This window comes from Polaromonas sp. CT11-55, assembly GCF_047303325.1.
Classification (GTDB): Bacteria; Pseudomonadota; Gammaproteobacteria; order Burkholderiales; family Burkholderiaceae_C; genus Polaromonas.
Genome location: NZ_JBKBEX010000028.1, coordinates 36,350 through 61,841, shown reverse-complemented (window position 1 = coordinate 61,841; position 25,492 = coordinate 36,350). Strand labels below are relative to the sequence as shown.

The window sequence follows — 25,492 nt, the reverse complement described above, 5'->3', positions numbered from 1 at the left end:
GGGCATGGTGTGGGGGCAATTTACCCCAAAGCCTTCTTAGAGGCGTTCGGGGTTGTCGCTAAAGCGCTGAAATTTCTTTAAATAATTTCTGTTTTATGGATATTAATTATTGTTTTACAGAAATTAATCTGAGACACTGAATGCCTCTTAACCAGGCAAGAGGTGGCTCGCATGAAACACACCGCAACTCCCCTGGCCCCATCCGGGCCCGATGTGCAACGTCTCAGCAGCGTGCTGGCCTGGGCCTGCGCATTGCTCGCGGTGGCGCTGCCCTTGGCGGTGGCCTACCACCTGCTCAGCGTGCCGGTGGAAAGCTTGTTGATGCGCGCGGGCGTGTCGTCGCAAGTCGCGCAGGCTGCGGCCATGGAGGTCACGCTGGGGCAAAAATGCCTGTCCGTGCTGTTGGGTGTGGTGCCGGTGTGCTGCGCGTCTTATGGGCTGATGTGCGCCATGCGCTGCTTCTCGGGCTTTTCGCAGGCGGAATATTTCAGCCTGCGCACCGTCAAATACCTGCGCGGTTTTGCCGCCGGCATTTTTGCGTCGGTGGTAACTGGTGTACTGTCGTCCACGCTTATCACCCTGGTGCTGACCTCGGCGGCAGCGGCCGGCCCGCGTGCGTTGTCGCTGAGCCTGGGCAGCAACGAGTTGCTGACCTTGCTGTTCGCCGGCATGGTGTGGCAGATCGCCGCCGTGATGGCCAGGGCCGTGGCGCTGGCCGAAGAGAACGCGCAGTTCGTTTAATTTTTCTTCGTTCTTTTTTTCGTTCTTCGCGCGTGCCCATCGTCGTCAAACTCGATGTGATGCTGTCTGAACGCAAAGCCAAGTCCAAGGACCTGGCCGCCTACGTCGGCATCACCGAAGCCAACCTGTCCCTGCTCAAGCAGGGCAAGGTGAAGGGTGTGCGCTTTGACACGCTGATGCGCATTTGCGAATTTCTCGATTGCCAGCCGGGGGACCTGCTGGTTTCCCGGCCGGACGATGCCGCTTGATTTGCTTGTTCAGGAACATTCCATGAAACGTCTTGCCATTGCCGCGGCCCTGGTCGCTTTGCTCAGTGCCTGCGCCGATATCAATTGGGAGCAAACCGCGAAGGAGTCCCTCAAGTCCGCTTGCCGCGGCGCGAGCAACTGCAGTATTCCCTGCGACCGCAACAACCCGGCCACCTTCAACGACCCGCAGTGCATCGCGGGCGGCAGGCGTTCGTCGCCATAATGGCTCACATGAAACCTGCACAAAAAATCTCCGCAACCGCAGCGGAGCTGGCAGCATGAGCGCCAGCGCCGAATTCGTCAGCTATGTGCGGGAACTGCTGGCACCGCTCGGAGACATCCGCGACGGAAAGTTTTTTGGCGGCCATGCGATGAAGCACGGTGGAAACCAGTTCGCGATGGTCATGGGCAACACGCTGTACTTCCGCGTGGATGACGTTTCGCGGCCGGCCTATGAGAAGAAGGGCTCCAAGCCCTTTAGCTACTCCACCAAAAATGGTGTGGTGCAGGTGCGCAAGTACTACGCCGCTCCTGCGGAACTGCTCGATGACCCGGCGCAGTTGCTGGTGTGGGCCCGACAGGCGATCGGTGCGGCGGGCTCGGCCTGAGACACGAGCCACGCCAGACTACCTGAACTTAAAGCGGCAGGCCCACATAGTTCTCCGCCAGCGAGGTCGCGGCCGCCGGCGAATGGATCAGGTAATCCAGTTCCGCCTCCTGCAGCTTGTGGCCGAATTCGCCGCCGTCCGGGAACTGGTGCATCAGCGAAGTGAACCACCAGGAGAAACGCACGGCCTTCCAGACGCGGTGCAGACAGGTCTCTGAATAACGGTTGATGCCCGCCTCGTCGCCGGCATAAAAATCGGCGAATGCGCGCGCCAGGTAGCGCACATCGCTGGCAGCCAGGTTCAGGCCCTTGGCGCCCGTGGGCGGCACGATGTGGGCGGCGTCGCCGGCCAGGAAGAGCCGGCCGAAGCGCATGGGCTCGGCCACAAAGCTGCGCAGCGGCGCGATGCTTTTTTCAATCGAGGGGCCGGTCACCAGGCTTTCGGCGAGTTCGGGCGCCAGGCGGCGGCGCAGCTCGTCCCAGAAGGCGTCGTCGCTCCAGCGCTCGGCCTTGTCGTCCAGGGCGCACTGCACGTAGTAACGGCTGCGCGTGTGGCTGCGCATGCTGCACAGGGCAAAGCCGCGCGCGTGGTTGCTGTAAACCAGCTCTTCGGCCACGGGCGGCGTTTCCGACAGCACACCCAGCCAGCCGAAGGGGTAGACGCGTTCGAAGGTTTTGAGCGCACTGGCCGGCACGCTGGCCCGGCTCACGCCGTGAAAGCCGTCGCAGCCCGCGATGAAGTCGCATTCAACCTCGTGCGCCACGCCGTGCTGCACATAACGCACCTTGGGCCGCGTCCCGTCGAAGTCATGCAGGCTGACGTTTTCGGCTTCGTACGCCGTGGGCAGGCCCGCGGCAGCGCGCGCATTCATAAGGTCGCGCGTCACCTCGGTCTGGCCGTAGACCATGACGCTTTTGCCGCCCGTGAGCTTTTGCAGGTCGATGCGGTGGTGCGAGCCGCCAAAGCTCAGCGAGATGCCGCCATGCACCAGGCCCTCGGCATGCATGCGGCTGCCCACGCCGGCTTCGCCCAGCAGGTCGGTCGTGCCTTGTTCGAGCACGCCGGCGCGTATGCGGCCCAGCACATAGTCCTGGCTGCGCTGCTCGATCACGATGGCGCTGATGCCGGCTTTATAAAGCAGTTGGCCGAGCAAATGCCCGGCGGGGCCACCACCCACGATGGCTACCTGTACACGCATGTCTTGTCTCCGATGAATCCGTCAGCCGTGAGAGTAGGCCGGCGCGTGCGGAACCACCAGCGGCGCAAAACGCCTTTGCACGATGTGCGGCCTGTTTGTGCGATGATCGCGCAATGGTCACTTCCCGAAGCACTGCGAAACCCGGCGCTTTTCCGATTGCCAAGCCCGACCTGATCGAGGGCATGGCCAAAGGCATGGCCGTGCTCGAGAGTTTCGACACCCAGCGCCAGCGCCTCAATGCCACGCTGGCGGCCGAGCGCGCCGGCATCACTCGCGCCGCGGCACGCCGCCACCTGCTCACGCTCACGCACCTGGGCTACCTGGAAACCGACGGCAGCTATTTCTGGCTGGCCCCCAAGGTGCTGCGCTTTTCGGGCAGCTACCTCGCGACGGCGCGCCTGCCGCGCGCCATCCAGCCCACGCTGAACCGGCTGGCCGCGCAGGTCCAGGAGTCGTTTTCGGTCGCGGTGCTGGACGGTGACGAGGTCGTCATCATCGGGCGCAGCGGCTTTGAGTGGAAATCCTCCGCCGACCCCAAGGCGGCGCCGGCCCGGGTGCTGGCCTACGGCCTGCACCTGGGCGCGCGCCTGCCCGCGCATGCCACGTCCACCGGCCGCGTCCTGCTGGCCGCCAAATCCAAAAGCGAGTTCAGCGCCTGGCTCAAGGCAAAAACCGAGCACGGCAGCCTGGCGCGGCTGACTTTGCACACGACCACAGACCCGCGCAAGCTCAAGGCCCTGGTCGAGCAGGTGCGGCTGGACGACTACTGCCTGGCCAGCGAAGAGCACGAGCTGGGCGTGCACGCCCTGGCCGTGCCGCTGCGCGACATGCAGGGCCGCACGGTGGCGGCGCTTAATGTGGTGTCGTCGCCGCAGCGCCTGCGCGTGGACGTGATGCAGAAGGAATTGCTGCCGCTGTTGCTGGACGCGGCGAGGGAACTACGCTCCTTGCTTTAGCGCAGGCTTATTGCGGCACCAGCCCGGCCGCTTTCACGAGCTCGGCATGGATCCGGATCTCTTCCGAAATCACCTGGGCCAGGGGTTTGGTTTCATCGACGGCCGGCTCCATGCCGATTTCAACGAACCTGTTTTTGGCATCGCCGCGCAGCATGGCTTTCACGGACTTGCCCAGGCTGTCCAGCACGGGCTGGGGCGTTTTGGCGGGCGCCAGCAGGGCGATCCATGCCGACAGCACCACGTTGTTCACGCCGCCTTCCTTGAGCGTAGGGATCTCCGGCGCCGAGATGGCGCGCTTCTCGCTGAGCACCCCCACCGGGTGCAGCTTGCCGGACTTGATGTGCGGCAGCGTCTCGGGCAGCGGGGCGAACGCCATGTCCACCACGCCGCCTATGAGGTCGGTGATGGCCGGCGCGCCGCCCTTGTAGGGGACGTGCAGCAGCTTGACGCCGGTCTGGCTCTCAAACATGAGGCCGGCCAGGTGCTGCGGGCTGCCGTCGCCCGAGGAGGCGTAGGTCAGCTTGCCCGGGTTGGCCTTGGCCGCCGCCAGCACGGCGGCCGGGGTGGCATATTTCGCCTTGTCGCGCACCACCAGCACCATGGCCTGGTTGACCAGCTTGGTCACCGGCACAAAGTCGGTTTCCGGGTTGTAGGGGAGGGTCTTGAAGATGCTCTTGTTGGTGGTCAGGAAGGATGCCGGCGACACCATGATGGTGTAGCCGTCCGGCGGCGCCTTCGCGACCGCCGGCAGGCCGATCTGGCCGGATCCGCCCGCCCGGTTGTCCACCACAAAGGGCTGGCCCAGGTCGGCGCTCAGCTGCTGGCTGATCTGGCGCGCCACCATGTCCACGCTGCCGCCCGCCGGCAAGGCAACGATGACCTTGACCGGCCGGCTTGGATAGGCGTCCTGCGCGGAAGCCGGCACGGCGAGCAGGCTGGACGCAGTGCAAAGCGCCGCCAGGATGAATGGGCGGATAGAGCGGGTGGGCTGCATGGCTGGCTTTCAGAGAGGGAAAGGGTAGGGCGCAACTTGAGCAAGTTGCATACCAGCCCCTCTCACGCCATGGCGCTAAACGCCCAGGTATTGCGCCAGCAGCTCTGGTTTGGCATGCAGCTCGGCCGAGCTGCCCTCAAACACGACCTGGCCCTTGACCAGGATGACGTTGCGGTCGGTGATCTGAGTGACGTGCTTCCAGTTCTTGTCGACGATCACGCTGCTGATGCCGGTTTCGCGGATCAGGCCGCAGATGCGCCAGATGTCGCGCGCGATCAGCGGTGCCAGGCCTTCGGTGGCTTCGTCCAGGATCAGCACGTCCGGGTTGGTCATGAGCGCGCGGCCTATGGTCAGCATCTGCTGCTCGCCGCCCGAGAGCTGCTGGCCGCCATGGCCCAAACGTTCTTTCAGGCGTGGAAAGGTCTCGAGCACGCGCTCGTAAGTCCAGTCGCGCTGGCCTTGGGTGCCGGGGCGCGCCGCCATCTTGAGGTTCTCGACCACGCTGAGGTTGCCGAAAATGCCGCGGCCTTCGGGCACATAGGCGATGCCCAGGCGGGCGATTTCGTAGGGCGGGGCGCCCGTCATGGGCCGGCCGTTGATTGCAACCGTGCCTGAGCGCGGCTTGACCAGGCCCATGATGCTTTTGAGCAAGGTGCTCTTGCCCATGCCGTTACGGCCCATGAGGCCAATCGTCTCGCCGCGCGCGACGTGGAAGTCAATGCCGCGCAGCACGTGGCTGGCGCCGTAGTAGGTGTTGATGTCCTGGGCACCGATCAGGATGTCGATCTGTTTCTCGGGGGCGTTCATCAGTGTTCCTCGCCAAGGTAAGCCGCCTGCACGCCCGCGTCGGCACGGATTTGCGCCGGCGTGCCGCTGGCGATCACCTGGCCGTTGACCATCACGGTGAGCTTGTCGGCCAGCGTAAAGACCGCGTCCATGTCGTGCTCGACCAGCAGGATGCCATGGTTTTTCTTGATGGCCAGCAGCAGGGCGACCATGCGCTCGGCCTCGGCCACACCCATGCCGGCCAGCGGCTCGTCGAGCAGCAGCACCTGCGGCTCGGTGGCCAGGGTCATGGCGATTTCGAGCTGGCGCTGCTCGCCGTGGCTGATGGTGCCGGCGATGCTGTGCTTGCGGTGCTGCAGGCCGGCCAGCTCCAGCGCCTCTTCCGCGCGGGCATTGACCGCCGCAAAGCCGGTGGCGCGCTGCAGCCAGCGCGCGGCATTCGGCGCGCGCGACTGCGAGGCCAGCCGCACGTTTTCCCAGACGCTGAAAGGCAGAAAGATATTGGTCTTCTGGTAGCTGCGGCCCAGGCCCTTGCCGGAGATTTTTTCGGGCGTCCAGCCGGTCACGTCCTGGCTGCCCAGGGTGACGCTGCCCGATGTGGGCGGCAGGTCGCCCGAGAGCAGGTTGGTCAGGGTGGATTTGCCCGCGCCGTTGGGGCCTATGACTGCGTGGATGTGGTTGCGCCAGAGGCTGATGGAGACGTCATTGACCGCGGCCAAACCACCGAAGCGTTTTGTCAGATTCTTCGCCGAGAGCAGCACTTCACTCATGGCCGGCCTCCGCTTTGTTTTTGCGTTGGGTGAATTTTTCGACCAGGCCCAGGATGCCGCGCGGCGCAAAGACCACCAGCAGCACGATGAACAGGCCCATCCAGAGCTGCCAGTGCTTGCCGAGGTTGACGCTTCCAAGGGTCGGCAGATCCTTGAACACATGCAGCAGGTATTCAAACGCGAAGGCGCCGACGATGGCGCCGGCGAAATTGCCCATGCCGCCCAATATGACCATCATGATGGCATGCGCGCTCATGTGAAAACCCATGAGTTCGGGGTTGATGTAGCCGGTCTGCGTACCCCAGAGGTAGCCGGCCAGGCCCGCGAGCGCGCCAGCCAGCGTGAAGGCCGAGAGCTTGTAGCCGAAGGTGCCGTAGCCCATGGCGCGCATGCGGTGCTCGTTGACGCGTATGCCGGCCAGCGTGCGGCCGAAGGGGCTCCAGAGCAGGCGGCGCAAAAAGGCGTACACCAGCAGCAGCGCGCCCAGCGTGAAGTAGTAGAGCGTGAGCTTGCTGTCCAGGTCGAAGGGTGTCCAGCCGAAGATGGCTGCGTTGGGCTTGAAGTTGATGTAGAGCCCGTCGGAGCCGCCCAGGGCCTTGTTGTCGAAGAAGAGGTAGAACACCATTTGCGCGAAGGCCATGGTGACCATGATGAAGTAGATGCCGTGGGTGCGCACCACGAAGAAGCCGATGATGAGCGCGGCCAGGCCCGAGGCCAGCACGGCCACCGGCAGCGTCCACCACAGGCTCACAGGTTCGCCGGCGGGTGTCAGGAAGGCCAGCGCGTAGCCGGCCAAGCCGAAGTAGGCCGCATGGCCCAGCGATACCAGGCCGCTCACGCCCTGCAGCAAATCAAGGCTCATCGCGAAGATGGCCATGATCATCATGCGCGTGACCATCTGGGTGTAGAAGTCGGTGCCCACAAAAGGAAAGGCGGCCAGCGCGATCAGCCCCAGGCCCAACGCCACCTGCACGCCGCGCGGCAGGATTTCAAGGTTTGCTTTTGCTGAGCTCATTGTTTAAACAGTCCTTCTGGCTTCCACAAAAGGACAGCAGCCATCAACATATAGACCAGCATGCCCGCCATGGAAGGCAGCAGTACCTTGCCAAAGGTGTCGACCAGGCCCACCAGCAGGGCCGAGATCAGCGCGCCGCGTACCGAGCCTATGCCGCCTATCACCACCACCACAAAACACATGATCAGCACCTGGGAGCCCATATTGGGATAGACGCTGGCGACCGGCGCGGCGATCATGCCGGCCACGGCGGCCAGGCCCACGCCCAGCGCGAACACCACGGCATGGATCAGCTTGATGTTGATGCCCAGCGATTCGGCCATGTCGCGGTTAAAGGCGCCGGCGCGTATCTTCATGCCCAGCCGGGTCTTGGAAATCATGAAATAAAGGCCCAGGGCCAGCGCGATGCAGACACCCGACATGAAGAGGCGGTAGACCGGGTAGGAAAGGTTTTCAGTGAGCGGCACCGAGGCGCTGAGTACATCGGGAATCGTGACGCCGTGCACGTCGTCGCCCCAGAGGATGGAGCGCACTTCCTCAAAGATATAGATCAGGCCGAAGGTCAGCAGCACCTGGTCCAGGTGGTCGCGCTTGTAGAAGTGCCTGAACAGCAGCCACTCCAGCGCCAGGCCGAAGGCGACCGAGAGCACCGCCCCCAGCACGATGGCCAGCGTGAGGCTGCCCGTCAGGGTGCTGAGCGACCAGGCCAGGTAGGCGCCCAGCATGTAAAAACTGCCGTGGGCCAGGTTGACCACGCCCATGATGCCGAAGATCAGCGTAAGGCCGGCGGCCAGCATGAATAGCAGCAGGCCGTACTGGACGCTGTTGAGCAGCTGGATAAGGAAGTTGGCTAAATCCATAAATCAGGTTTATGTGTGGCGACGTGTGAATAGCAGCAGGCTGCCCATCAGGGTAAATAGGCCGCCCGACACCCGGTTGAACCAGCGCACGGCGCGGCTGGAGCGCAGCAGCGGCGCGATGCGCGAGACGCCCAGCGCGCAGCAGGTCAGCACGGTGAACTCAAAGGCCATAAAGGTCAGCGCCAGGATGGCGAACTGCGGCACAAAGGGCGCGGCAGGGTTCAGGAACTGCGGGAAGAAGGCCGCGAAGAACAGCACAGCCTTGGGGTTGCTGGCGCCGACCAGGAAGCCGCGCAGGAAAAACGAGCGGCGCTGCGAGGGGCTGTCGTCTTTGGCCGTGCCGTCAAACACGGCCGCCTCACTACGGAAGGTCTTGATGCCCAGCCAGATCAGGTAGGCCGCGCCAATGAGCTTGGCCACCGTGAAGGCGGTTTCGGACGCCGCCAGCAACGCGCCCAGGCCCATGGCCGACAGCAGCATCACGCACAGCACTGCGGCGACGCTTCCGGCCACGGACGTCATGGCCTTGCGCGGGCCATGGTTAAGCGCATTCGTCATGCACATCAGCATGGTCGGGCCGGGCGTGAGGATCAGCAGCGCGACGGCTGCGACGTAGAGGAGGTAGGTGGTGAGCGTCATGGATTTGAAGATAGCACTGGTAGAGACCTGTTAGCAGGGCTTGTGCCAGCTTTAATCAAAAAAATGGGAGGCCTGAAGACCTCCCATTTCGCCGCGACGGTGCGTTATGCCATCTTGCAACCGGCGCCGGAATCGGCCAGCGCCTTGGCCGCCACGCCGATCACCTTGTTTTCCTTGTTCTCGACCACGCGCAGGTACATGTCCTGCACCGGGTTGTGCGAGGGGCTCATGGTCCACTTGCCGCGCGGGCTGTCGATGACGGCGCCTTCCAGTGCTTTGTAGAGAGCCGGCTTGTTGCTCAAATCGCCCTTGACGGCGTTGGCGCCCTGGATCAGCAGCAGGCCGGTGTCGTAGCCCTGCACCGCATACACGTCGGGCTGCATCTTGAATGTCTTGGCGTAGCTCAGGCGGAACTGGCCGTTGCGCTGCGTGGGCAGCGAATCGCTGTAGTGCATGGTCGTGATGATGCCGTTGGCCGCAGGGCCGGCGGCGTCGAGCACGCCCTCGGTCAGGAAGCCCGAGCCGTACAGCGGGATTTTTTCCTTCAGGCCCGCGGCGGCGTAGTCCTTGATGAACTTGGCGGCGCCGCCACCGGCGAAGAAGCAGGCCACGGCATCGGGCTTGAGCGCGGCGATTTCGGTCAGCAGGGCCTGGAACTCAACCTGCGGGAAGGGCAGGCCCAGTTCCTTGACGATGGTGCCGCCCGCGGCGCTGTAGCTTTCCTTGAAGCCTTCAAAAGCCTCGTCGCCGGCCGCGTACTTCCAGGTGATCCAGACGGCTTTCTTGTGGCCGCGGTCCACCATGGCCTTGCCCAGGGCGCGCGTGGGCTGGGAATTGGTGAAGGAGGTGCGGAACACATTGGGCGCGCACAGGCTGCGCGTGGCGGCGTGCACACCGGCATTGGGGATCAGGCTCAGCACGCCGCTGTCGCGTGCGACCTTCTGGATGCCCATCTGCACACCCGAGTGCACCGTGCCGACCAGCACGTCGACCTTGTCGCGCTGCACCAGCTTGTTGGCGTTTTCAATGCCCTTGGACGGTTCGGATTCGTCGTCCACCTTGAAGAATTCGATCTCGCGGCCGCCCAGCTTGCCGCCTTGTTCGTTGATCGCCATGCGAAAGCCGTTTTCAATGGCCACGCCGAGCTGCGCGAAGGTGCCGGTATAGGGCAGCATGAAGCCCACACGCACCTTGCCGGACTGCGCGCGCACGATTTCGGGGAGCAAAAGACCGGTGGAGGCCGCACCTATCATGGCGGCGCTGCGGGTCAGTACAAGTCGGCGTGAGGTCATGGGATAGCTCCTGGTTGAGGCTGAAAACTGTTAGACGAATAGTAAGCGTGCGTTGTGTGGCCGGCCCTAGTGTAAAACCCGAGATTGAAGGTTGAATTGTTTACATCTAAAGCAATGACCGTGCCCGGTTTGGGCTGGTTTGCGATTTTTTTGCGCTGATCTTTTGCCGCACGGCGGGTCTTCATGCGCGCGGCGCTTCAGCGCGGCTGGCGCAGCTTGAAGCGCTGGATCTTGCCGGTGGCCGTCTTGGGCAGTTCGCTGACGAACTCTATCCAGCGCGGGTATTTGTAGGGCGCGAGCTGCTGCTTCACATGGGCCTTGAGGTCGTCCATGGTGGCGCTCTGGCCGGCCTTGAACACCACGTAGGCCTTGGGCTTGACGAGCTCGTCGGCATCGGCCACGCCTATCACCGCCACTTCCAGTACGGCGGGATGCGTCATCAGGCAGGCCTCGACCTCGAAGGGCGAAACATAGATGCCGCCGACCTTGAGCATGTCGTCGCTGCGCCCGCCGTAGGTGTAGAAGCCATCGGCATCGCGTGTGTACTTGTCGCCGCTTTTGGTCCATTCGCCGGCAAAGGTGGCCTTGGTCTTGGCCCGGTTGTTCCAGTACATGATGGCGGCGCTGGGGCCGCTGATCTGCAGCTCGCCGATCTCGCCGTCGGCGCACTCGCGGCCGTCGTCGCCGACGATGCGCAGGGCGTAGCCCGGGACCGCCTGGCCGGTGGTGCCGTAGCGCACCTGGCCGGGCCGGTTGGACAAAAAGATGTGCAGCATCTCGGTGGAGCCTATGCCGTCCAGGATTTCACAACCGTACTGCGTCGTCCATTTTTTCCCGATCTCGGCGGGCAGGGCCTCGCCCGCGCTGGTGCACACGCGCAGGCTTAGTTCGGACTTCGCCGGCTTGGCCGGGTCGGCCAGCAGGGCGGCATACAGCGTGGGCACGCCGTAGAAAATCGTCGGCCGGTATTTTTTGAGCAGGGCAAAGACATCGACCGGTGCCGGGCGCGCTGGCAGCAACACGGTGGTGGCGCCCACGCTCATCGGGAAGGTCAGCGCATTGCCCAGGCCGTAGGCAAAAAACAGCTTGGCGGCGGAATACACCACGTCGGACTCGCGTATGCCCAGCACACCGCGGCCGTAGAGTTCGGCCGTCTGGATCAAATGGCTGTGCAGGTGCACCGTGCCCTTGGGCGTGCCGGTGGAGCCGCTGGAATACAGCCAGAAACAGGCGTCGTCGGCGCAGGTGGTGGTGACGGTGGGCGTGGCCGGCGCCGCGCGCAGCAGGCCGGCCAGGGTGGCGTGCGGTGCGCAGTCGTCAACGCCGGCAACAACCACTGTTTTCAGCGTGTCGATTTTTCCGAGCAGCGGCTCGAAGGTCGGCAGCAGGGCGTGCGAGACGATCAGGCCCCGGGCGCGCGAGTCGCGCAGCATGAATTCAAAGTCCTGCGTGGTCAGCAAGGTGTTGGCCGCGATGGGCAGCACACCCGCGAGTATGCAGCCCAGGAAGGCGACCGGCCACTGCGGCGTGTCCAGCATGGCCAGCAGCACCCGGCTTTCTGGCTCGAAGCCCTGAGCACGCAGGGCATTGGCAAAACGATGGGATTGCTCGGCAAGTTCGCCGTAGCTCAGTTGCTCGCCGCTCAGCGCGTCCATAAAAGCCACTTTGCCGGGGCGCGTGGCGTTGCGCGCCAGCAGGTCGTGCGCCGCGTTGTAGTCGCGTGGGATGCTCACCCGGGGCGGGCTTGCCGAATGGTCTGCGCTGCTTGTTTGCATGCTTGTCTCCAGATTGCTGTTATTTTGGTAGCTGCTTGCGCACGCCGATCAAGCGCTACGGGGTCATTTTTCTTGTGCGTCAGGCGGTGGCGGAACTGGCCCCCAATGTCTGCAGGGCTACGGTGAGCCACTGGCGGCACCACTCAGTGCCTTCGGTTTCCGGCATGGTGCCGCTGCTTGCGTCATGGCACCAGATCTCGCCAATGCGCTGCGCGCCCAGGTCCTGCAGGCGCTCGTCAAATTTCTTGCCGCCGAAGCAGAAGGTCTGCATATAAGTGCGGTCGCCCAGCGCAATCACGCCGTAGCGCACATGGCCGAGGAACTGGGGGTTGCTGCCCAGTGATTCATAGAGGGCGCGCGCGTTGTCGGGCACGTCGCCCGAGCCGTAGGTGGAGCTGCAGATGAGATAAAGTGCATCTTCTGCCTGGGCCGTGTCGAAGACGCTGATGTCCAGATTGTCCATCAACTCGACGTCAATATCACTCACCAAATCCGCACAATCCATCTGGATTGCTTGTGCGACATAGTCAGCGGTGCTGGTCATTGTGCCTACAAGGATTTTGAGTTTCATCAAAAAGTCTCCAGAAAAAAGATGCAATAAACTGCTTTACATCAAGTTAAAGTGAAGTATACTGCAATTAATGCGGGGCGCAACGGTAAAAGTTGCATAAAGACCTAATTTTTCAAACGGGTGTCTCTTGGAAATCATGTCTGAACAGGAATCGAAAGCCACGCTCAGCGAACTGGGCGCCCGCGTTCGCGCCTGGCGCGCGCGCCGCGGCATGACACGCAAGCAGCTGGCTTCGGATTCGGGCCTGAGCGAGCGCTTTCTGGCCGACGTGGAAACCGGCAAGGGCAATGTCTCGATCAATTCACTCGAAGCGGCGGCCCGCGCGCTCAACATCTCCATCCTGGAACTGATGCAGGACGCCCCGCGCCCGGCGCTGGCCCGGGTGCACGGCCTCTTGACAAGGCTGGACGATGCCCAACTGGATCAGGCTTACAGCCTGCTGGGCGGCACTTTCGGCCTCAGCGATTCGCTGGGCCGCGAGCAGCGCGTGGCGCTGATAGGCTTGCGCGGCGCCGGCAAATCCACACTGGGAAGCCAGCTGGCGGCCGAGCGCGGCGTGCCTTTCATCGAACTGGACCGCGAGATCGAACGCGAAGCCGGCACCAGCATGAACGAAATCCTGCTGCTGCACGGCCAGGCCGGCTACCGGCGCTATGAACGCCGTGCGCTGTTTCGCATTGCCGAGGACCACCCCGAAGGCGTGGTCATGACCACCGGCGGCAGCATCGTGAGCGAGCGTGAAACTTTCGACCTGCTGCAAAGCCGCTTTTATTGCGTCTGGCTCAAGGCCAGCCCCGAGGAGCACATGGCCCGCGTGGTGGCCCAGGGCGACATGCGGCCTTTTGACACGACCCGCGGCGCGACCGACGAGGCCATGGAAGACATACGCCGCATCCTCTCCAGTCGCGAAGCCCTCTATGCCCGCGCCGACGCCGTGGTTGATACTGCCGCGCGCACACTGAAACAAAGCCTCAAAGACCTGGAACGCGCCGTTCCCAAAACACCCGTGCGCGACCAGCAGTAAAACAGCAACAGACCTAACCGGAGACAAACCCATGAACGCCATGACAGAGCCGCTTTTATTCAAACAGGTCATCGCCGGCCAGGAGCGCGAGCTCGTGAGCTTCTCCACCCACCCAGGCAAATACCAGCACTGGACGCTGAGCGTGGAGGGCGACGTCGCGCGCCTGAAGCTCGACATCAATGAAGACGGCGGCATCAAGCCCGGCTACAAGCTCAAGCTCAACAGCTACGACCTGGGCGTGGACATCGAGCTGCACGACGCCATCAACCGCGTGCGCTTCGAGCACCCGGCCGTCAAGGTGGTGGTGTTCGAGTCGGGCAAGGAAAAGATTTGGTGCTCGGGCGCCAACATTTACATGCTGGGCCTGTCGACGCACGGCTGGAAGGTCAACTTCTGCAAGTTCACCAACGAAACCCGCAACGGCCTGGAAGATTCCTCTCGCCATGACGGCCTGAAGGCGGTTGCCGCGGTGACCGGCGCCTGCGCCGGCGGCGGCTATGAGCTGGCCCTGGCCTGCGACCGCATCATCATGGTGGACGACCGCTCTTCCACCGTGAGCCTGCCGGAAGTGCCCTTGCTGGGCGTGCTGCCTGGCACCGGCGGCCTGACCCGCGTGACCGACAAGCGCAAGGTGCGCCGCGACCTGGCCGACATTTTCTGCACGACCTCCGAGGGCGTTCGTGCCGACCGCGCCAAGGACTGGAAGCTGATCGACGCCCATGCCAAGCCGCAGCAGTTCGGTGAGCTGCTGGCCGCCGAAATCCAGGCGCTGCGTGCGCAGTCCACGCGGGCCGGCGCCAAGGGCATAGAACTGACGCCTCTCAAGGCACTGATCGACGATAGCGGCTACCACTACAGCATCGTCGACGCGCAGGTGGACCGCGAAAAACGCATTGCCACCGTCACTGTCAAGGCGCCCGCAAGCGCGATTGAATCCACGCCTGAAGCGATTGAAGCGGCCGGCGCCAGCTGGTACCCGCTCAAGTTGCAGCGCGAGCTTGACGACGCCATCCTGAACCTGCGCACCAATGAACTCGAAGTCGGTACCTGGGTCATCAAGACCACGGGCGATGCCGGCCAGGTCATCCGCATGGACGAAGTGCTGGCCAAATTGAAAGACCACTGGCTGGTGAAAGAAACCACGGGCGCATTGCGCCGCACGCTGGCGCGGCTGGATGTCACCAGCCGTTCGCTGATCGCGCTGGTGGATGCGGGTTCGTGCTTTGCCGGCACCTTCTATGAGCTGGCCCTGGCCTGCGACCGCATTTACATGCTCGATTTGCCCGACGCACCCGACAGCGCCCCGGCATTGCAACTGAGCCCGGCCAACTTCGGCTGGTTCCCGGCCGTCAATGGCTTGACGCGTTTGCAGACACGGTTTTGCGAAGACCAGGCCACGATTTCCCAGCTGCAAAAACTCGGCGACAGCCCACTGCGCGCCGACCAGGCGCTGGCGCTGGGCCTGGTGACCCTGACGCCCGATGACATCGACTGGGAAGACGAGATCCGCATCATGCTGGAAGAGCGCGCTTCGCTTTCACCCGACGCCATGACCGGCATGGAAGCCTCGCTGCGCTTCCCGGGCAAGGAGACCATGGAGACGCGCGTGTTTGGCCGCCTCTCGGCTTGGCAGAACTGGATATTCATTCGCCCGAATGCGGTGGGGGAAGACGGTGCGCTCAAGCTCTTTGGAACCGGCAAAAAGGCGAAATTCGACTGGAAACGCGTCTAATTTTTCTTACTCCCTCTCCCTCTGGGAGAGGGCAGGGGGTGAGGGCTCCCCGCGCCCGCTTTCGAGGCCGCTGGCCCTCACCCTAACCCTCTCCCAGGGGGGAGAGGGAATAAAACACTGAATTTTCAAGGACCTGACCATGAGCACCATAGACCTCCAAGCCCTGATCCCCAACAACGTCCACCTGGGCGAAAACCGCCAGCTCCAGCGCGCGCTGGAGCACTGGCAGCCGGCCTTCCTGAACTGGTGGGATGAGATGGGCCCCAGCGACTTCAAGGCCAAGGAAGTCTATTTGCGCACCGCCGTGGGTGTGGACGCTTCGGGCTGGGCCAGCTATGGCTACACGCCCATGCCCGACTACCGCTGGGGCATTTTCCTGGCCGACAAGGAAGAGGGCCGCAAGATCGGCTTTGGCGACCACATGGGGGAGGAGGTCTGGCAGGACGTGCCCGGTGAGTACCGCTCCACCTTCCGCCGCCTCATCGTGACCCAGGGCGACACCGAGCCGGCTTCGGTCGAGCAGCAGCGCCTGCTGGGCCACACTGCGCCTTCACTGTACGACCTGCGCAACCTGTTCCAGGTCAATGTGGAAGAGGGCCGGCATCTCTGGGCCATGGTGTATTTGCTGCATGCGCATTTCGGCCGCGACGGCCGCGAAGAGGCCGAGGAACTGTTGATGCGCCACAGCGGCGACGCCGACAAGCCGCGCATCCTGGGCACCTTCAACGAGCCCATGGACAACTGGCTGAGCTTTTTCATGTTTACCTATTTCACCGACCGCGACGGCAAGTTCCAGCTCAAGAGTTTTGCCGAAAGCGCCTTCGATCCGCTGGCCCGCACCACGCGTTTCATGCTGACCGAAGAAGCTCACCACATGTTCGTGGGCGAAACCGGCGTGGGCCGTGTCATCAAGCGCACGCTGGAGGTGATGAAGGAACTGGACACCGACGACGTCGCCACCTTGCGCAAGGCCGGCGTGATTGACCTGCCCACAGTCCAGAAATTCATGAACTTCTGGTTCACCTCTTCGCTGGACCTGTTCGGCTCGGAGGCCTCGTCGAACGCCGCCAACTATTTCAGCAACGGCATCAAGGGCCGGCCGGATGAAGCCAAGTTCGCCGACCACGTGGAGCTGGAAACCGAGATGAGCATCGTGATACCGGACGGGCAGGGCGGCCTCAAGAATGAAACCATTTCCACCCGCAACGGCATGAATGAAATCACGCGCCTTGAATACGTCAAGGATTGCAATGTCGGCGTGACGCGCTGGAACATGGGCATCAAGCGCGCCGGCGTGGATTTTGAACTGACCTTGCCTTCGACGCGCTTTCGCCGCGAGGTCGGCGCCTGGGCCGGCAATTTCACCGACCCGCTGGGCAACCCGATCAGCGCCGCCGACTTTGAGGCCAGGAAAGACCAGTGGCTGCCCACGGCGGCCGACACGGCTTTTGTCAAAAGCCTGATGAACCGTGTCACGGAGCCTGGCAAGATGGCTGCGTGGATCGCACCGCCGGACCGCGGCATCAATGCCAATCCGCTGGAATACGAATACGTGAAATTGTGAGAGGCTGGGCGGGTTCAGGGCCGGGCTTTATGGGCCTGAAGCCTGCCCGCCGCTGATTGCCTGCCGCCTGCTGCCGCTTGCAGGGTGCCGGCTCTTCCGAGCCCGAATGCCGGCATGTTGACATAGACGTTTTCGTAGCTGCCTGCCGAGGCCGCATAGGTTTCGTGCCATATGCCCACCGAGCCGTCCGAGCCCACCGCCTTGTTGAATGCTTGCCAGGCCGGCAGGTGCTGGGCCTGGCGGTCCTTTGCGTATGCCAGTAGCTGCGCCATCGAGCGCCAGTACTGCACCAGGATAATGGTCCTGGAGAACCACATCTCCGCATGCAGCAAACCCAGCTCGGGCTGTTGGCGCAACTCCTTGATCATGCGCGGCATGGCCCCTGCGACAGGGAGCCACTTGTGCAGCTTCAGCGGCTGGTTGATGCGCATGCCGATGAGGAACACCACAAAGTCGCCTTCGACGGTGGCGGTGAGTCGTTCACGACGGATCATGGTTTCCTTGGGTTGAATATCAAAGGCCTCAAAGGGCGTTTTTCCCTTCAGGCAATGCTTGCGCCTCGTTCCTGGAGCAGCCCACGCAGCAGCGAACGGTGGCAGCGCGCCTCGTTCTCGCAGTAGCAGCCCACCGCGAAGTTGGCCTGGTGCGACAGCGCCGCGAGCAGGTCCAGGTTGCGGCTGGCATCGGGTTCGTTCATCTCGGCCCGGTATTTTTTGCTGAAGGCGGCCCAGTCCTTGTCGGACTCCACACTCTGGCCCAGCTTCATGGTTTCCACGCTGGGCGCGAGATTGGGGTACCAGACGTCGTACCAATCCTGCGAGGCGAACTCGGTCTTGGGCACGCCGCGCGGCGGCCTGCGCACCGTGCCTATGCGCAATCCTTCGTTGGCGCTGCGGGCTGTGCCCAGCCTGACGATCTTCACGGCCATTGCGGTCTCCTTTTTTTGCGAAGGCTCTTCAGAGGACCCTATTGTGAAGCGACTCAGGGCGCGGCCGGGGCGGTGGCCGCGCCCGCGCCCGCGCCTGGCTCCAGGGGTTCGGCGCCAGACATCTCGCGCATCTGGCGCGCAATTTCATCGTCGGCCATGGGCGCCTGCGTGGAAGCCGCGGGCGCGGGTGCATCCAGCCAGTGCACGGTGGCTGGAAACGCGAACACCGCCGCCGTAAGCGCGACCTGCACCAGCAGCATGGGCCACAGCGCACCCAGCAGGCGCCGGCTTGAAATGGCCGGCAGGCCCGAGCGGGAACGGGCCATCAGCACCGCGTAACCCATGGGCGGAATCAGGAAACTGAGTTGCAGCACCAACAGCAGCAGCACCGCCGCCTGCTGGGCGTCGCCCAGGCGCGCGATGAGCGCGGGCGCGACGATGGGCACGATGACAAAAATCATCTCGAAGGCATCCAGCACCCAGGCGCATAAGGCCACCAGCAACAGCACCAGCGCCGCCGTCACGCCCGGCGGCAGTGTGGAGCCCAGCAGCAGGCCGTTAAGCCACCGGTCGGTGCCGAAGATGCGAAACACCAGGCTAAAGGTGGTCGCGCCGACCAGCAGCGCGAACAGCGCGCCGCTGAGCTTGAGCGTGTCGGCCAACACCAGCCGCCAACCGGAGGCCGGTAGCGAACGGCCCAGGAGGGCCGTGGCGACCAGCAGCATCGCGCCGGTGGCCGCCGCCTCCACCGCGTAAAGCTTTCCTGTAAAGACGCCAGCCAGCAGTACAAGGATGGTGCCGCCCGCAGCCAGGGCGATGGCCGTCTGCGACCGGCTGGGGGGGACTTGTGGCGGCGTTTCCTTGAGCTTGCGCGCCTGGCGCCAGGCCACCAGGGCCCAGAGCGCCAGCACGCACAGGGCGGGCAGCAGCGCGGCATGCATCACGTCCTGGGTGTTGATGATGCGCTGGCCTGCCTGCAGGTAACCGGGCAGCCGGCTGGCTTCCAGGTGCGCCAGCATCATGGCGTCGCCCAGCAACAGCAACACCAGCGAGGGCGGCACCACCACGCCTATGGTGGCGGCCACGCTGATGATGGAGATGGCCCGGGCGGTGTTCAGGTGCGCCATGCGCGGGGCCACCAGGCGCGAGAGCAGGGCCGAACTGGAGGCGACCGAGCCGTTCATGGGGGCGATGAGGGCGCCCACGCCCAGGGCCGAGAGCGCATGTGCGCCGGCCAGCGGGCGGAACAGCCGCAACAGCGAGGAAAACAGGGCATCGGCCACCGTCAGGCGCTGCAGCAAAATGCCCATAAAGACGTACAGCGGCATGGCCTGCAGCAAATCGTTTTCCAGCAGGCCCAGCGTACGTACCGGCAGGGCTTGCAGGATTTGCAGGTCGAAGGCGCCCGCGGCCAGGCCCATCGCCGCGAACAGGCTGGACACGCCTATCAGCAAAGCCCAGACCGGCAAGCCGGTGGCGAGAATCAGCGCGCCCAGCGCCAGCAGCATCCATACGCCCGCGAGGGGGCCGGTGAGGCTCATGGCGAGCCCGGCGCGCGGCCGTGCGGCAGCAGTTCCAACAGGCCTTCGGCCAGCACCAGCAGGAGCATCAATGCCATGGCGAGCTTGATCACAAAATAACCTGGCGTGAGCGTTTCACCAAAGCGCTCAAAAGAAGCCACCGAAGCCGCCACCAGCGGCCAGCCGGCCCAGAGCATGAACAGCGCCCACGGTGTCACGCAGGCCAGCAATGCCCAGGCATGCCATCGCGGGCGGGGTGCACCGGTCGGATGCGGTTGCAGGGAGGCCAGATGGGCGTGGCTTCTGGAGGCCGCGGTCATGGCCACCGCCACATACAGCGCGAACAGCACCTGCGCCGCGTCATTGGCCTGGCGCGAGTAGGCCTGCACGAGTTCACGCAGCGGCCATTGGGCCAGCAGCAGCGCCGCCAGCGGCAGCACCAGCAGACCGAACACCGCGGTCATGCGGGTCAGGCCTTTGTCCACCCCGGACGCGGCCCTGGCGATGGCCTCCATCCTCATGCGGCTCCAGGCTTGCCGCGGCAAACCTTTGCATCGGGCCGGTGCGGACCAGGCTGGGCAGCGCGGCGAAGTTTCATGGTGCGATCCAGTGAATGGAAAAAATGAGGACGGCCGCGGGAAAGTGTAGCGGGTTCGGGCTATAATATTTGACTAGTCGGAGTGTGGCGCAGTCTGGTAGCGCACCTGGTTTGGGACCAGGGGGTCCAAGGTTCGAATCCTTGTACTCCGACCATCATTTCCCCGTAAAAAGCCCACGCCAGTGGGCTTTTTCATGTCCGCCTGGCTCACCTCAAACGTCGGGGTTCTGGGCCCCGGGGGCCCAGCCCTCAGGATTTAAGCGGCCCGAAGTTGGACGTGCGCCAGTATTCACGCACCTGTTCCAGTTTTTCCTGAAAATCCCGGAAATGCAGCGGCTTGCGCACATAGCTGGCGAGGCCACCCTGGATTTCCTTCACGATCGGGGAGTATTTGGGCTCGGAGGTCAGGATGACGACGGGTACAAAGAAGGTGCGAGGGTCGCCGCGCATGCGCTGCATGACTTGCGCGCCGCTGAGCCCGGGTAAATTCAGGTCCAGCATGACCAACTCGGGCGGCTGGTCGGACGGACGGCCGCTGTAGGCACCTTCGCAGAAAAGGTAGTCCAGGGCTTCCTTGCCGTCGCGGGCGACGATGATTTCATGGTCGGCGCCGTTTTCCTGCAGCGTCACCACCGTCAACTCGACGTGAGCGGGGTTATCCTCCACCAGCAGCATGGTTGGTCTGGGCATGTTTGCTCGCCTCCTTGGTATTGACGGCCTTCGGGCTCGCGGCCGCAACCCCGAATATATACCTCCGGCCTTGACTGGTGGGGTCAGCGAAGTTCCCAAGTGCCGGGTGAGGGGCGCGGCTGGCGCCATGTCTGGCCTGCCCGGAGGGGATCGAACCCCCGACCCTCAGCTTAGAAGGCTGATGCTCTATCCAACTGAGCTACGGGCAGTCTGTGTGTGCAAGCCGGGGCAAGGCCGCGCAGGGGCGGCCGCCGTTTCCAGCTCGTCGCGAATCATACCTTCAATCGCCCGCCACCGGCCCGGCCGGCGGGCCCCAGCTTAGCGCTTTTCGTACTGCGTTTTGCCGAACAGCACTTCGCGCGCCCTGTCGTCGGTGATGGGCCTGCGCAGCTCGGCCAGCACCTTGACGCCGCGCTGCACGGCGGGGCGCTCGCTGATCAGGTCGAACCATTTTTTGAGGTGCGGGTAGTCGGCCCAGTCTATGCCGTGGTTCTCCCAGTTGCGCAGCCACGGGAAGATGGCGATGTCGGCAATGCTGTATTCGTCGCAGGCGATGAAGGCGTGGGCGGACAGTTGCTTGTCCATCACGCCGTAAAGGCGCTTTGTTTCATTGGTGTAGCGCTTGATCGCGTAGTCGATTTTTTCAGGCGCGTACTGGCGGAAATGGTGGGTCTGTCCGATCATGGGGCCGACACCGCCCATCTGGAACATCAGCCACTGCAGCACCTGGAACTTCAGGCGGTCGGTTTTCGGCAGCAGCTTGCCGGTCTTGGCGGCCAGGTAGAGCAGGATGGCGCCGGATTCGAACACCGAGATGGGTTTGCCATCGGGGCCCACCGGGTCGACCAGGGCCGGGATCTTGTTGTTCGGGCTGATGGCCAGGAATTCGGGCTTGAACTGGTCGCCGGTGCCGATGTTGACGGGAATGGCCTGCCAGTCGCGGCCCAGGCGCAGGCCGCATTCTTCCAGCATGATGTGGACTTTGTGGCCGTTGGGCGTGGGCCATGAGTAAACATTGATCATCGGGGTGTCCTTGACTACTATGATGGTCGCTGCACTTTAAGAGAAAAGCGAAAACCATGTTCGAGCGCTTGAAGAAAGTCTTTGTTGCGGGTAAGGCGGATGCCGGCGATGCGGCCACGTCTGATGAAGCCGTGTCCGAATGGGCCGGAACCCGCGGCTTTTCTTTCACCGGCATGGGGCAGGGCAAGGGTTTTTCACTCAAGGGCAATGTGGGCGGCAAGCCCTGGAAGATGGAGCGTGGCCGCCCATCGCGCGACTACATCCGCGGCGAGGAACTGCGCGCCCGCGGCGAGATCAAGGTCAACGACGACGTCACCGTACTGGTCATGAACCGGGCCCTGAAGGATGCCCTGGAAAAAAAGGCCTATCAGGCCTATACCGATACCCTGCAGACCACCGCCGACCCCAGCATGCCGGAAGAAGTGCGTTGGCTGGCCATGTACGCCGAAGTCGGCTGGGAAAGCCTGCCTAAGCCTTTCTGGGAACGCTACGCGGTGATGGCCGACCACCGCTCGAATGCGATGGCCTGGCTGGACCCGCAACTGGTCGAGTTGATGATGTCCTGGCCCGAGCCGGCACCCGACCCGCAGGTGCCTTTTATCCTGATGGTGCTGCGCGGCAAGGCCTATCTGCGCATGCAGTACACCCCGGCCGACATGCCTACGCTGGAGCATGCGGCCCTGATTTTCACCACGGCCTGCGAGTCGGCGATCGCCGGCCTCTCCAACGACCTCACGCTGTAAGAGGCGTTTCCTTCAGCTGCCGCGCGTAATGGGCATTTCGACTTCGCCTGGCATCAAAAGATGCTTGGCCAGTTCCAGCTTGGCCAGCGAGGCGCGGTGCACCTCGTCCGGGCCGTCGGCCAGGCGCAAAGTACGCTGGCTGGCGTAGGCGTAAGCCAGCGGGAAGTCGTCCGACACGCCGCCGCCGCCGTGGGCCTGGATGGCCCAGTCGATGATCTGGCAGGCCATATTGGGCGCCACCACCTTGATCATCGCGATTTCAGCCTTGGCAACCTTGTTGCCCACGGTGTCCATCATGTAGGCGGCCTTGAGCGTCAGCAGGCGGGCTTGCTCAATCATGCAGCGCGCCTCGGCAATGCGTTCGTGCCAGACCGACTGGCTGGCAATCGGCTTGCCGAAGGCGACGCGGCTGTTCAGGCGCTTGCACATCAGCTCCAGTGCGCGCTCGGCGATGCCTATGCTGCGCATGCAGTGGTGTATGCGTCCGGGGCCGAGGCGGCCCTGGGCGATTTCAAAGCCGCGGCCTTCGCCCAGCAGCAAGTTGGCAGCGGGCACGCGCACATTGGTCAGGCGCACTTCCATGTGGCCGTGCGGCGCGTCGTCGTAGCCGAAGACCGATAGCGGGCGAATCACGGTGATGCCGGGCGTGTTGGCCGGCACCAGGATCATCGATTGCTGCTCGTGGCGGCCGGCGTCTGGGTTGGTCTTGCCCATGACGATGTAGACGGCGCAGCGTGGGTCGCCCGCGCCGGAGGACCACCACTTGAGGCCGTTGAGCACATAGTGGTCGCCGTCGCGCTCAATGCGGCACTGGATATTGGTCGCGTCGGACGAAGCGACTTCGGGCTCGGTCATCAGGAAGGCCGAGCGGATCTCGCCCTTGAGCAGCGGGTCCAGCCACTGGTCCTTGTTGGCCTCGGAGCCGTAGCGGGCGATGGTTTCCATGTTGCCGGTGTCGGGCGCCGAGCAGTTGAAGACCTCGGCGGCGAAGGGAACGCGGCCCATGATTTCGCACAGCGGCGCGTACTCGAGGTTGGACAGGCCTTCAGGCGCACGCGGCGAGTGCGGCAAAAACAGGTTCCACAAGCCGGCCGCGCGCGCCTTGGGCTTGAGTTCTTCGACCAGCTTTGTCGGCACCCAGGCATTGCCCTTGGCGCGGTTCTCGGCGATCTCGCGGAAGAAGCGCGCCTCGTTCGGGTAGATGTGCTCGTCCATGAACTTGAGCAGGCGCGCCCGCAGTTCCTGTACCTTGGGGGTGTAGTTGAAGTCCATGAAATCTCCAGAAGGGGTGTGGGGCGGTGTTGTTGTAAAGGGGAGGGGCGAGGCTGTTGTCAGCCCTGGCTCTTGAGGGCAAAGCCCCAGGCCATTTTTGCCAGCAGCGGTGCCCCGGCGGCCGAGCTGACAGCCTGGGCGCTGGAGGCGGTCCCGGCCTCGACGCGCTTGGCGATGCCCTGCAGGATGGCCGCGATGCGAAACAGGTTGTAGGCCATGTAGAAGTTCCAGTCGGCCTTGAGCGCCTCGGGCGTGGCCAGGCCGGTGCGCTCGCAATAGCGGCGTATGTACTCGGATTCGGTGGGGATGCCCAGGCTTTCGACATCCAGCCCGCCTATGCCGCGGAAGGCCCCGGGGGGGATGTGCCACGCCATGCAGTGGTAGCTGAAGTCGGCCAGCGGATGGCCCAGGGTGGACAGCTCCCAGTCGAGCACGGCCAGCACGCGCGGCTCGGTGGCGTGGAACAGCAGGTTGTCGAGCCGGAAGTCGCCGTGCACGATGGACACCAGGCTTTCGTCGCGCGCGCTCGCCGGGATGTTGGCCGGCAGCCATTGCATCAGGCTGTCCATCTCGGCGATGGGCTGGGTGATGGAGGCGGCGTACTGCTTGCTCCAGCGGCCTATCTGGCGCTCAAAATAGTTGCCGGGCTTGCCGTAGTCGGCCAGGCCGCGCTCGGCGAACTTCACCTTGTGCAGTGCGGAGATCACGCGGTTCATTTCGTCGTAAATCTCGCCGCGCTGGGCCTTGTCCATGCCGGGCAGAGACTGGTCCCAGAGCACGCGGCCTTCGACGAACTCCATCACGTAGAAGGCGCGGCCAATCACGGACTCGTCTTCGCAGAGGCAATACATCTTCGGCACCGGTACATCGGTGCCCTGCAGGCCTTGCATGACCTTGAATTCGCGCTCCACCGCGTGGGCCGAAGGCAGCAACTTGGCCACCGGCCCCGGCTTGGCACGCATCACGTAGGACGCGCCGGGCGTGAGCAGCTTGTAGGTCGGGTTGGACTGGCCGCCCTTGAAGATTTCCGCCGTCAGCGGGCCCTTGAAGCCGGACAGGTGGCTGCTGAGGTAAGCGGTGAGCGCGTCGAGGTCAAACGCGTGCGCGCCGGACACGGCCCGGGTGCCGACAAAGTGGTCGAAGTTGCTCATGCTTGAAGGGCTTGTCCCCGTGTGTTTATTTTTCGATTTCGGCTTCGGAAATACGCATCAGGGCCTGCCGGTTGCGCACCACCAGGCCGCCCGGCTCTATGCGTATGGCTTCCTCGCGCTCCATGGCCTTGAGTTCCTGGTTCACGCGCTGGCGCGAGGCGCCCAGCAACTGGGCCAGTTCTTCCTGCGCCAGCTGCAGGCCTATGCGCACTTCGCCGCCGTCCGCCAGGCTGGGCACGCCGTAGCTGCGCACCAGGTGCAGCAGCTGCTTGGCCAGGCGCGCGCGCAGGGGCAGGGTGTTGAGGTCTTCCACCAGGCCAAAGAGCTGCCGGATGCGGCGCGCATGCAGGCGCAGCAGGGCTTCGTAGAGTTCGACGTGCTGGCTCAAAATCTTGCGCAGGTCGGCGCGCGAGACGCACAGCAGCGTGGTCTCGCCATGGGCATAGGAGTCGTGGGTGCGCCGCTCGCCGTCGAAGATCGCCACGTCGCCGACCCAGAGGCCGGGCTCCACATAGGTCAGGGTCACCTGCTTGCCCGAAATCGAGGTCGAGCTCACGCGAATGGCGCCCCGCGCACAGGATATCCATTCTTCCGGCACATCGCCGCGGGCGCTGATGAGTTCGCCGTCTTTGTAGCGTTTGACGTAGGCGCATCGGAATATGTCGTGCCTCAGGGATGGGGACAGGGATGAAAACCAGCGGCCGTTGTTGATGGCCTCTCGTTCCTCTATCGTAAGAATGGGATCGTCCATGGTCTGTCTTTTGAGTGACTAACAAGACGTCCATTGTCGCTTG

General features: G+C 63.8%; 28 protein-coding genes and 2 tRNA genes. 10 read left to right on the top strand and 20 right to left on the bottom strand.

Translation table 11 applies throughout. The features are described 5' to 3' along the window. Positions 1 to 171 precede the first annotated feature (171 nt). The 4 genes from ACEN8I_RS20635 to ACEN8I_RS20620 are packed head-to-tail and all read left to right on the top strand — an operon-like array spanning position 172 to position 1,597. Positions 172 to 741 carry a hypothetical protein gene (locus tag ACEN8I_RS20635; protein WP_413330495.1) on the top strand — a complete coding sequence of 190 codons (570 nt, stop codon included), beginning with the start codon at positions 172 to 174 and terminating at the stop codon, positions 739 to 741. 32 nt (positions 742 to 773) lie between these two features. Further along, complete coding sequence (locus ACEN8I_RS20630) at positions 774 to 989, top strand: helix-turn-helix domain-containing protein (protein WP_007865201.1); 216 nt, start codon at positions 774 to 776, stop codon at positions 987 to 989. 22 nt (positions 990 to 1,011) lie between these two features. Then, the gene (locus ACEN8I_RS20625) at positions 1,012 to 1,212 is read left to right on the top strand and encodes a hypothetical protein (protein ID WP_413330494.1); all 201 of its coding nucleotides are present in this window, start codon (positions 1,012 to 1,014) and stop codon (positions 1,210 to 1,212) included. Between the two features lie 55 nt (positions 1,213 to 1,267). After that, on the top strand, positions 1,268 to 1,597 hold the full coding sequence (locus tag ACEN8I_RS20620; protein WP_413330493.1) for a TfoX/Sxy family protein: 330 nt from the start codon (positions 1,268 to 1,270) through the stop codon (positions 1,595 to 1,597). 28 nt (positions 1,598 to 1,625) lie between these two features. Here the strand turns inward: ACEN8I_RS20620 and pobA are convergent, their stop codons facing one another. Beyond that, on the bottom strand, positions 1,626 to 2,795 hold the full coding sequence (gene pobA, locus ACEN8I_RS20615; RefSeq protein WP_413330492.1) for a 4-hydroxybenzoate 3-monooxygenase: 1,170 nt from the start codon (positions 2,793 to 2,795) through the stop codon (positions 1,626 to 1,628). A 113-nt stretch (positions 2,796 to 2,908) separates the two neighbouring features. Here pobA and ACEN8I_RS20610 point away from each other — a divergent pair, with 113 nt between their 5' ends. Beyond that, positions 2,909 to 3,751: an IclR family transcriptional regulator C-terminal domain-containing protein gene (locus ACEN8I_RS20610; RefSeq protein WP_413330491.1), complete on the top strand. Its 843-nt coding sequence runs from the start codon at positions 2,909 to 2,911 to the stop codon at positions 3,749 to 3,751. A gap of 7 nt (positions 3,752 to 3,758) precedes the next feature. On the opposite strand, the gene ACEN8I_RS20605 is transcribed toward ACEN8I_RS20610, so the two are convergent. The 9 genes from ACEN8I_RS20605 to ACEN8I_RS20565 all read right to left on the bottom strand — a co-directional run bounded on the left by ACEN8I_RS20605 (position 3,759) and on the right by ACEN8I_RS20565 (position 12,453). Then, positions 3,759 to 4,745, bottom strand: a complete 987-nt coding sequence (locus ACEN8I_RS20605) for a Bug family tripartite tricarboxylate transporter substrate binding protein (protein ID WP_413330490.1) — start codon at positions 4,743 to 4,745, stop codon at positions 3,759 to 3,761. 75 nt (positions 4,746 to 4,820) lie between these two features. Continuing rightward, a complete protein-coding gene (locus tag ACEN8I_RS20600; protein ID WP_413330489.1) occupies positions 4,821 to 5,552 on the bottom strand; it encodes an ABC transporter ATP-binding protein in 732 nt (243 codons plus the stop codon). Further along, positions 5,552 to 6,301 (bottom strand): ABC transporter ATP-binding protein, encoded by a 750-nt coding sequence (locus ACEN8I_RS20595; RefSeq protein ID WP_413330488.1) that lies wholly within the window; start codon positions 6,299 to 6,301, stop codon positions 5,552 to 5,554. The genes ACEN8I_RS20600 and ACEN8I_RS20595 overlap by 1 nt, the downstream gene beginning before the upstream one ends. Continuing rightward, positions 6,294 to 7,316 (bottom strand): branched-chain amino acid ABC transporter permease, encoded by a 1,023-nt coding sequence (locus ACEN8I_RS20590; protein WP_413330487.1) that lies wholly within the window; start codon positions 7,314 to 7,316, stop codon positions 6,294 to 6,296. Before ACEN8I_RS20590 ends, ACEN8I_RS20595 begins: the two co-directional genes overlap by 8 nt. Then, positions 7,313 to 8,176, bottom strand: coding sequence for a branched-chain amino acid ABC transporter permease (locus tag ACEN8I_RS20585; RefSeq protein WP_413330486.1), 864 nt, complete (start codon positions 8,174 to 8,176; stop codon positions 7,313 to 7,315). Before ACEN8I_RS20585 ends, ACEN8I_RS20590 begins: the two co-directional genes overlap by 4 nt. Before the next feature lie 9 nt (positions 8,177 to 8,185). Further along, positions 8,186 to 8,815 (bottom strand): LysE family translocator, encoded by a 630-nt coding sequence (locus tag ACEN8I_RS20580; protein WP_413330485.1) that lies wholly within the window; start codon positions 8,813 to 8,815, stop codon positions 8,186 to 8,188. 104 nt (positions 8,816 to 8,919) lie between these two features. Continuing rightward, positions 8,920 to 10,107: an ABC transporter substrate-binding protein gene (locus tag ACEN8I_RS20575; RefSeq protein ID WP_413330484.1), complete on the bottom strand. Its 1,188-nt coding sequence runs from the start codon at positions 10,105 to 10,107 to the stop codon at positions 8,920 to 8,922. 197 nt (positions 10,108 to 10,304) lie between these two features. Further along, on the bottom strand, positions 10,305 to 11,882 hold the full coding sequence (locus ACEN8I_RS20570) for a benzoate-CoA ligase family protein (protein WP_413330483.1): 1,578 nt from the start codon (positions 11,880 to 11,882) through the stop codon (positions 10,305 to 10,307). Positions 11,883 to 11,961: 79 nt separating this feature from the next. After that, the gene (locus tag ACEN8I_RS20565; protein ID WP_413330482.1) at positions 11,962 to 12,453 is read right to left on the bottom strand and encodes a flavodoxin domain-containing protein; all 492 of its coding nucleotides are present in this window, start codon (positions 12,451 to 12,453) and stop codon (positions 11,962 to 11,964) included. A gap of 136 nt (positions 12,454 to 12,589) precedes the next feature. On the opposite strand from ACEN8I_RS20565, the gene ACEN8I_RS20560 reads away from it, so the two are divergent. The 3 genes from ACEN8I_RS20560 (at position 12,590) to boxB (ending at position 16,773) form a co-directional block, all read left to right on the top strand. After that, complete coding sequence (locus ACEN8I_RS20560) at positions 12,590 to 13,477, top strand: helix-turn-helix transcriptional regulator (RefSeq protein ID WP_413330481.1); 888 nt, start codon at positions 12,590 to 12,592, stop codon at positions 13,475 to 13,477. Between the two features lie 40 nt (positions 13,478 to 13,517). Then, positions 13,518 to 15,209, top strand: a complete 1,692-nt coding sequence (boxC, locus tag ACEN8I_RS20555; protein ID WP_413330496.1) for a 2,3-epoxybenzoyl-CoA dihydrolase — start codon at positions 13,518 to 13,520, stop codon at positions 15,207 to 15,209. A gap of 139 nt (positions 15,210 to 15,348) precedes the next feature. After that, positions 15,349 to 16,773, top strand: coding sequence for a benzoyl-CoA 2,3-epoxidase subunit BoxB (gene boxB / locus ACEN8I_RS20550; protein WP_413330480.1), 1,425 nt, complete (start codon positions 15,349 to 15,351; stop codon positions 16,771 to 16,773). 14 nt (positions 16,774 to 16,787) lie between these two features. Here the strand turns inward: boxB and ACEN8I_RS20545 are convergent, their stop codons facing one another. From ACEN8I_RS20545 to ACEN8I_RS20530, 4 genes are read right to left on the bottom strand one after another with little or no spacing between them, the layout of a single operon-like run. Next, entirely contained in the window at positions 16,788 to 17,267 is a 480-nt protein-coding gene (locus ACEN8I_RS20545) for a DUF4188 domain-containing protein (RefSeq protein WP_413330479.1), read from the bottom strand. Positions 17,268 to 17,314: 47 nt separating this feature from the next. Continuing rightward, the gene (locus ACEN8I_RS20540; RefSeq protein WP_413330478.1) at positions 17,315 to 17,701 is read right to left on the bottom strand and encodes a DUF488 domain-containing protein; all 387 of its coding nucleotides are present in this window, start codon (positions 17,699 to 17,701) and stop codon (positions 17,315 to 17,317) included. 53 nt (positions 17,702 to 17,754) lie between these two features. Further along, positions 17,755 to 19,242 (bottom strand): TRAP transporter large permease subunit, encoded by a 1,488-nt coding sequence (locus ACEN8I_RS20535; RefSeq protein WP_413330477.1) that lies wholly within the window; start codon positions 19,240 to 19,242, stop codon positions 17,755 to 17,757. Beyond that, positions 19,239 to 19,742: a C4-dicarboxylate ABC transporter substrate-binding protein gene (locus tag ACEN8I_RS20530; protein ID WP_413330476.1), complete on the bottom strand. Its 504-nt coding sequence runs from the start codon at positions 19,740 to 19,742 to the stop codon at positions 19,239 to 19,241. The genes ACEN8I_RS20535 and ACEN8I_RS20530 overlap by 4 nt, the downstream gene beginning before the upstream one ends. 155 nt (positions 19,743 to 19,897) lie before the next feature. On the opposite strand from ACEN8I_RS20530, the gene ACEN8I_RS20525 reads away from it, so the two are divergent. Beyond that, positions 19,898 to 19,974, top strand: a tRNA-Pro gene (locus tag ACEN8I_RS20525). 94 nt (positions 19,975 to 20,068) lie between these two features. On the opposite strand, the gene ACEN8I_RS20520 is transcribed toward ACEN8I_RS20525, so the two are convergent. The 3 genes from ACEN8I_RS20520 to ACEN8I_RS20510 form a co-directional block, all read right to left on the bottom strand. After that, entirely contained in the window at positions 20,069 to 20,509 is a 441-nt protein-coding gene (locus tag ACEN8I_RS20520) for a response regulator (protein ID WP_413330475.1), read from the bottom strand. 132 nt (positions 20,510 to 20,641) lie between these two features. Then, positions 20,642 to 20,718: transfer RNA gene (locus tag ACEN8I_RS20515), tRNA-Arg, on the bottom strand. Between the two features lie 109 nt (positions 20,719 to 20,827). Further along, complete coding sequence (locus ACEN8I_RS20510) at positions 20,828 to 21,532, bottom strand: glutathione binding-like protein (RefSeq protein ID WP_413330474.1); 705 nt, start codon at positions 21,530 to 21,532, stop codon at positions 20,828 to 20,830. A 56-nt stretch (positions 21,533 to 21,588) separates the two neighbouring features. Here ACEN8I_RS20510 and ACEN8I_RS20505 point away from each other — a divergent pair, with 56 nt between their 5' ends. Beyond that, entirely contained in the window at positions 21,589 to 22,275 is a 687-nt protein-coding gene (locus ACEN8I_RS20505) for a hypothetical protein (RefSeq protein WP_413330473.1), read from the top strand. Positions 22,276 to 22,287: 12 nt separating this feature from the next. On the opposite strand, the gene ACEN8I_RS20500 is transcribed toward ACEN8I_RS20505, so the two are convergent. From ACEN8I_RS20500 to ACEN8I_RS20490, 3 genes are read right to left on the bottom strand one after another with little or no spacing between them, the layout of a single operon-like run. After that, positions 22,288 to 23,547 (bottom strand): acyl-CoA dehydrogenase family protein, encoded by a 1,260-nt coding sequence (locus ACEN8I_RS20500; protein WP_007872444.1) that lies wholly within the window; start codon positions 23,545 to 23,547, stop codon positions 22,288 to 22,290. 59 nt (positions 23,548 to 23,606) lie between these two features. Beyond that, positions 23,607 to 24,698 (bottom strand): phosphotransferase, encoded by a 1,092-nt coding sequence (locus tag ACEN8I_RS20495; RefSeq protein WP_413330472.1) that lies wholly within the window; start codon positions 24,696 to 24,698, stop codon positions 23,607 to 23,609. A gap of 25 nt (positions 24,699 to 24,723) precedes the next feature. Then, a complete protein-coding gene (locus ACEN8I_RS20490) occupies positions 24,724 to 25,449 on the bottom strand; it encodes a Crp/Fnr family transcriptional regulator (protein ID WP_007872449.1) in 726 nt (241 codons plus the stop codon). Positions 25,450 to 25,492: the final 43 nt, after the last annotated feature.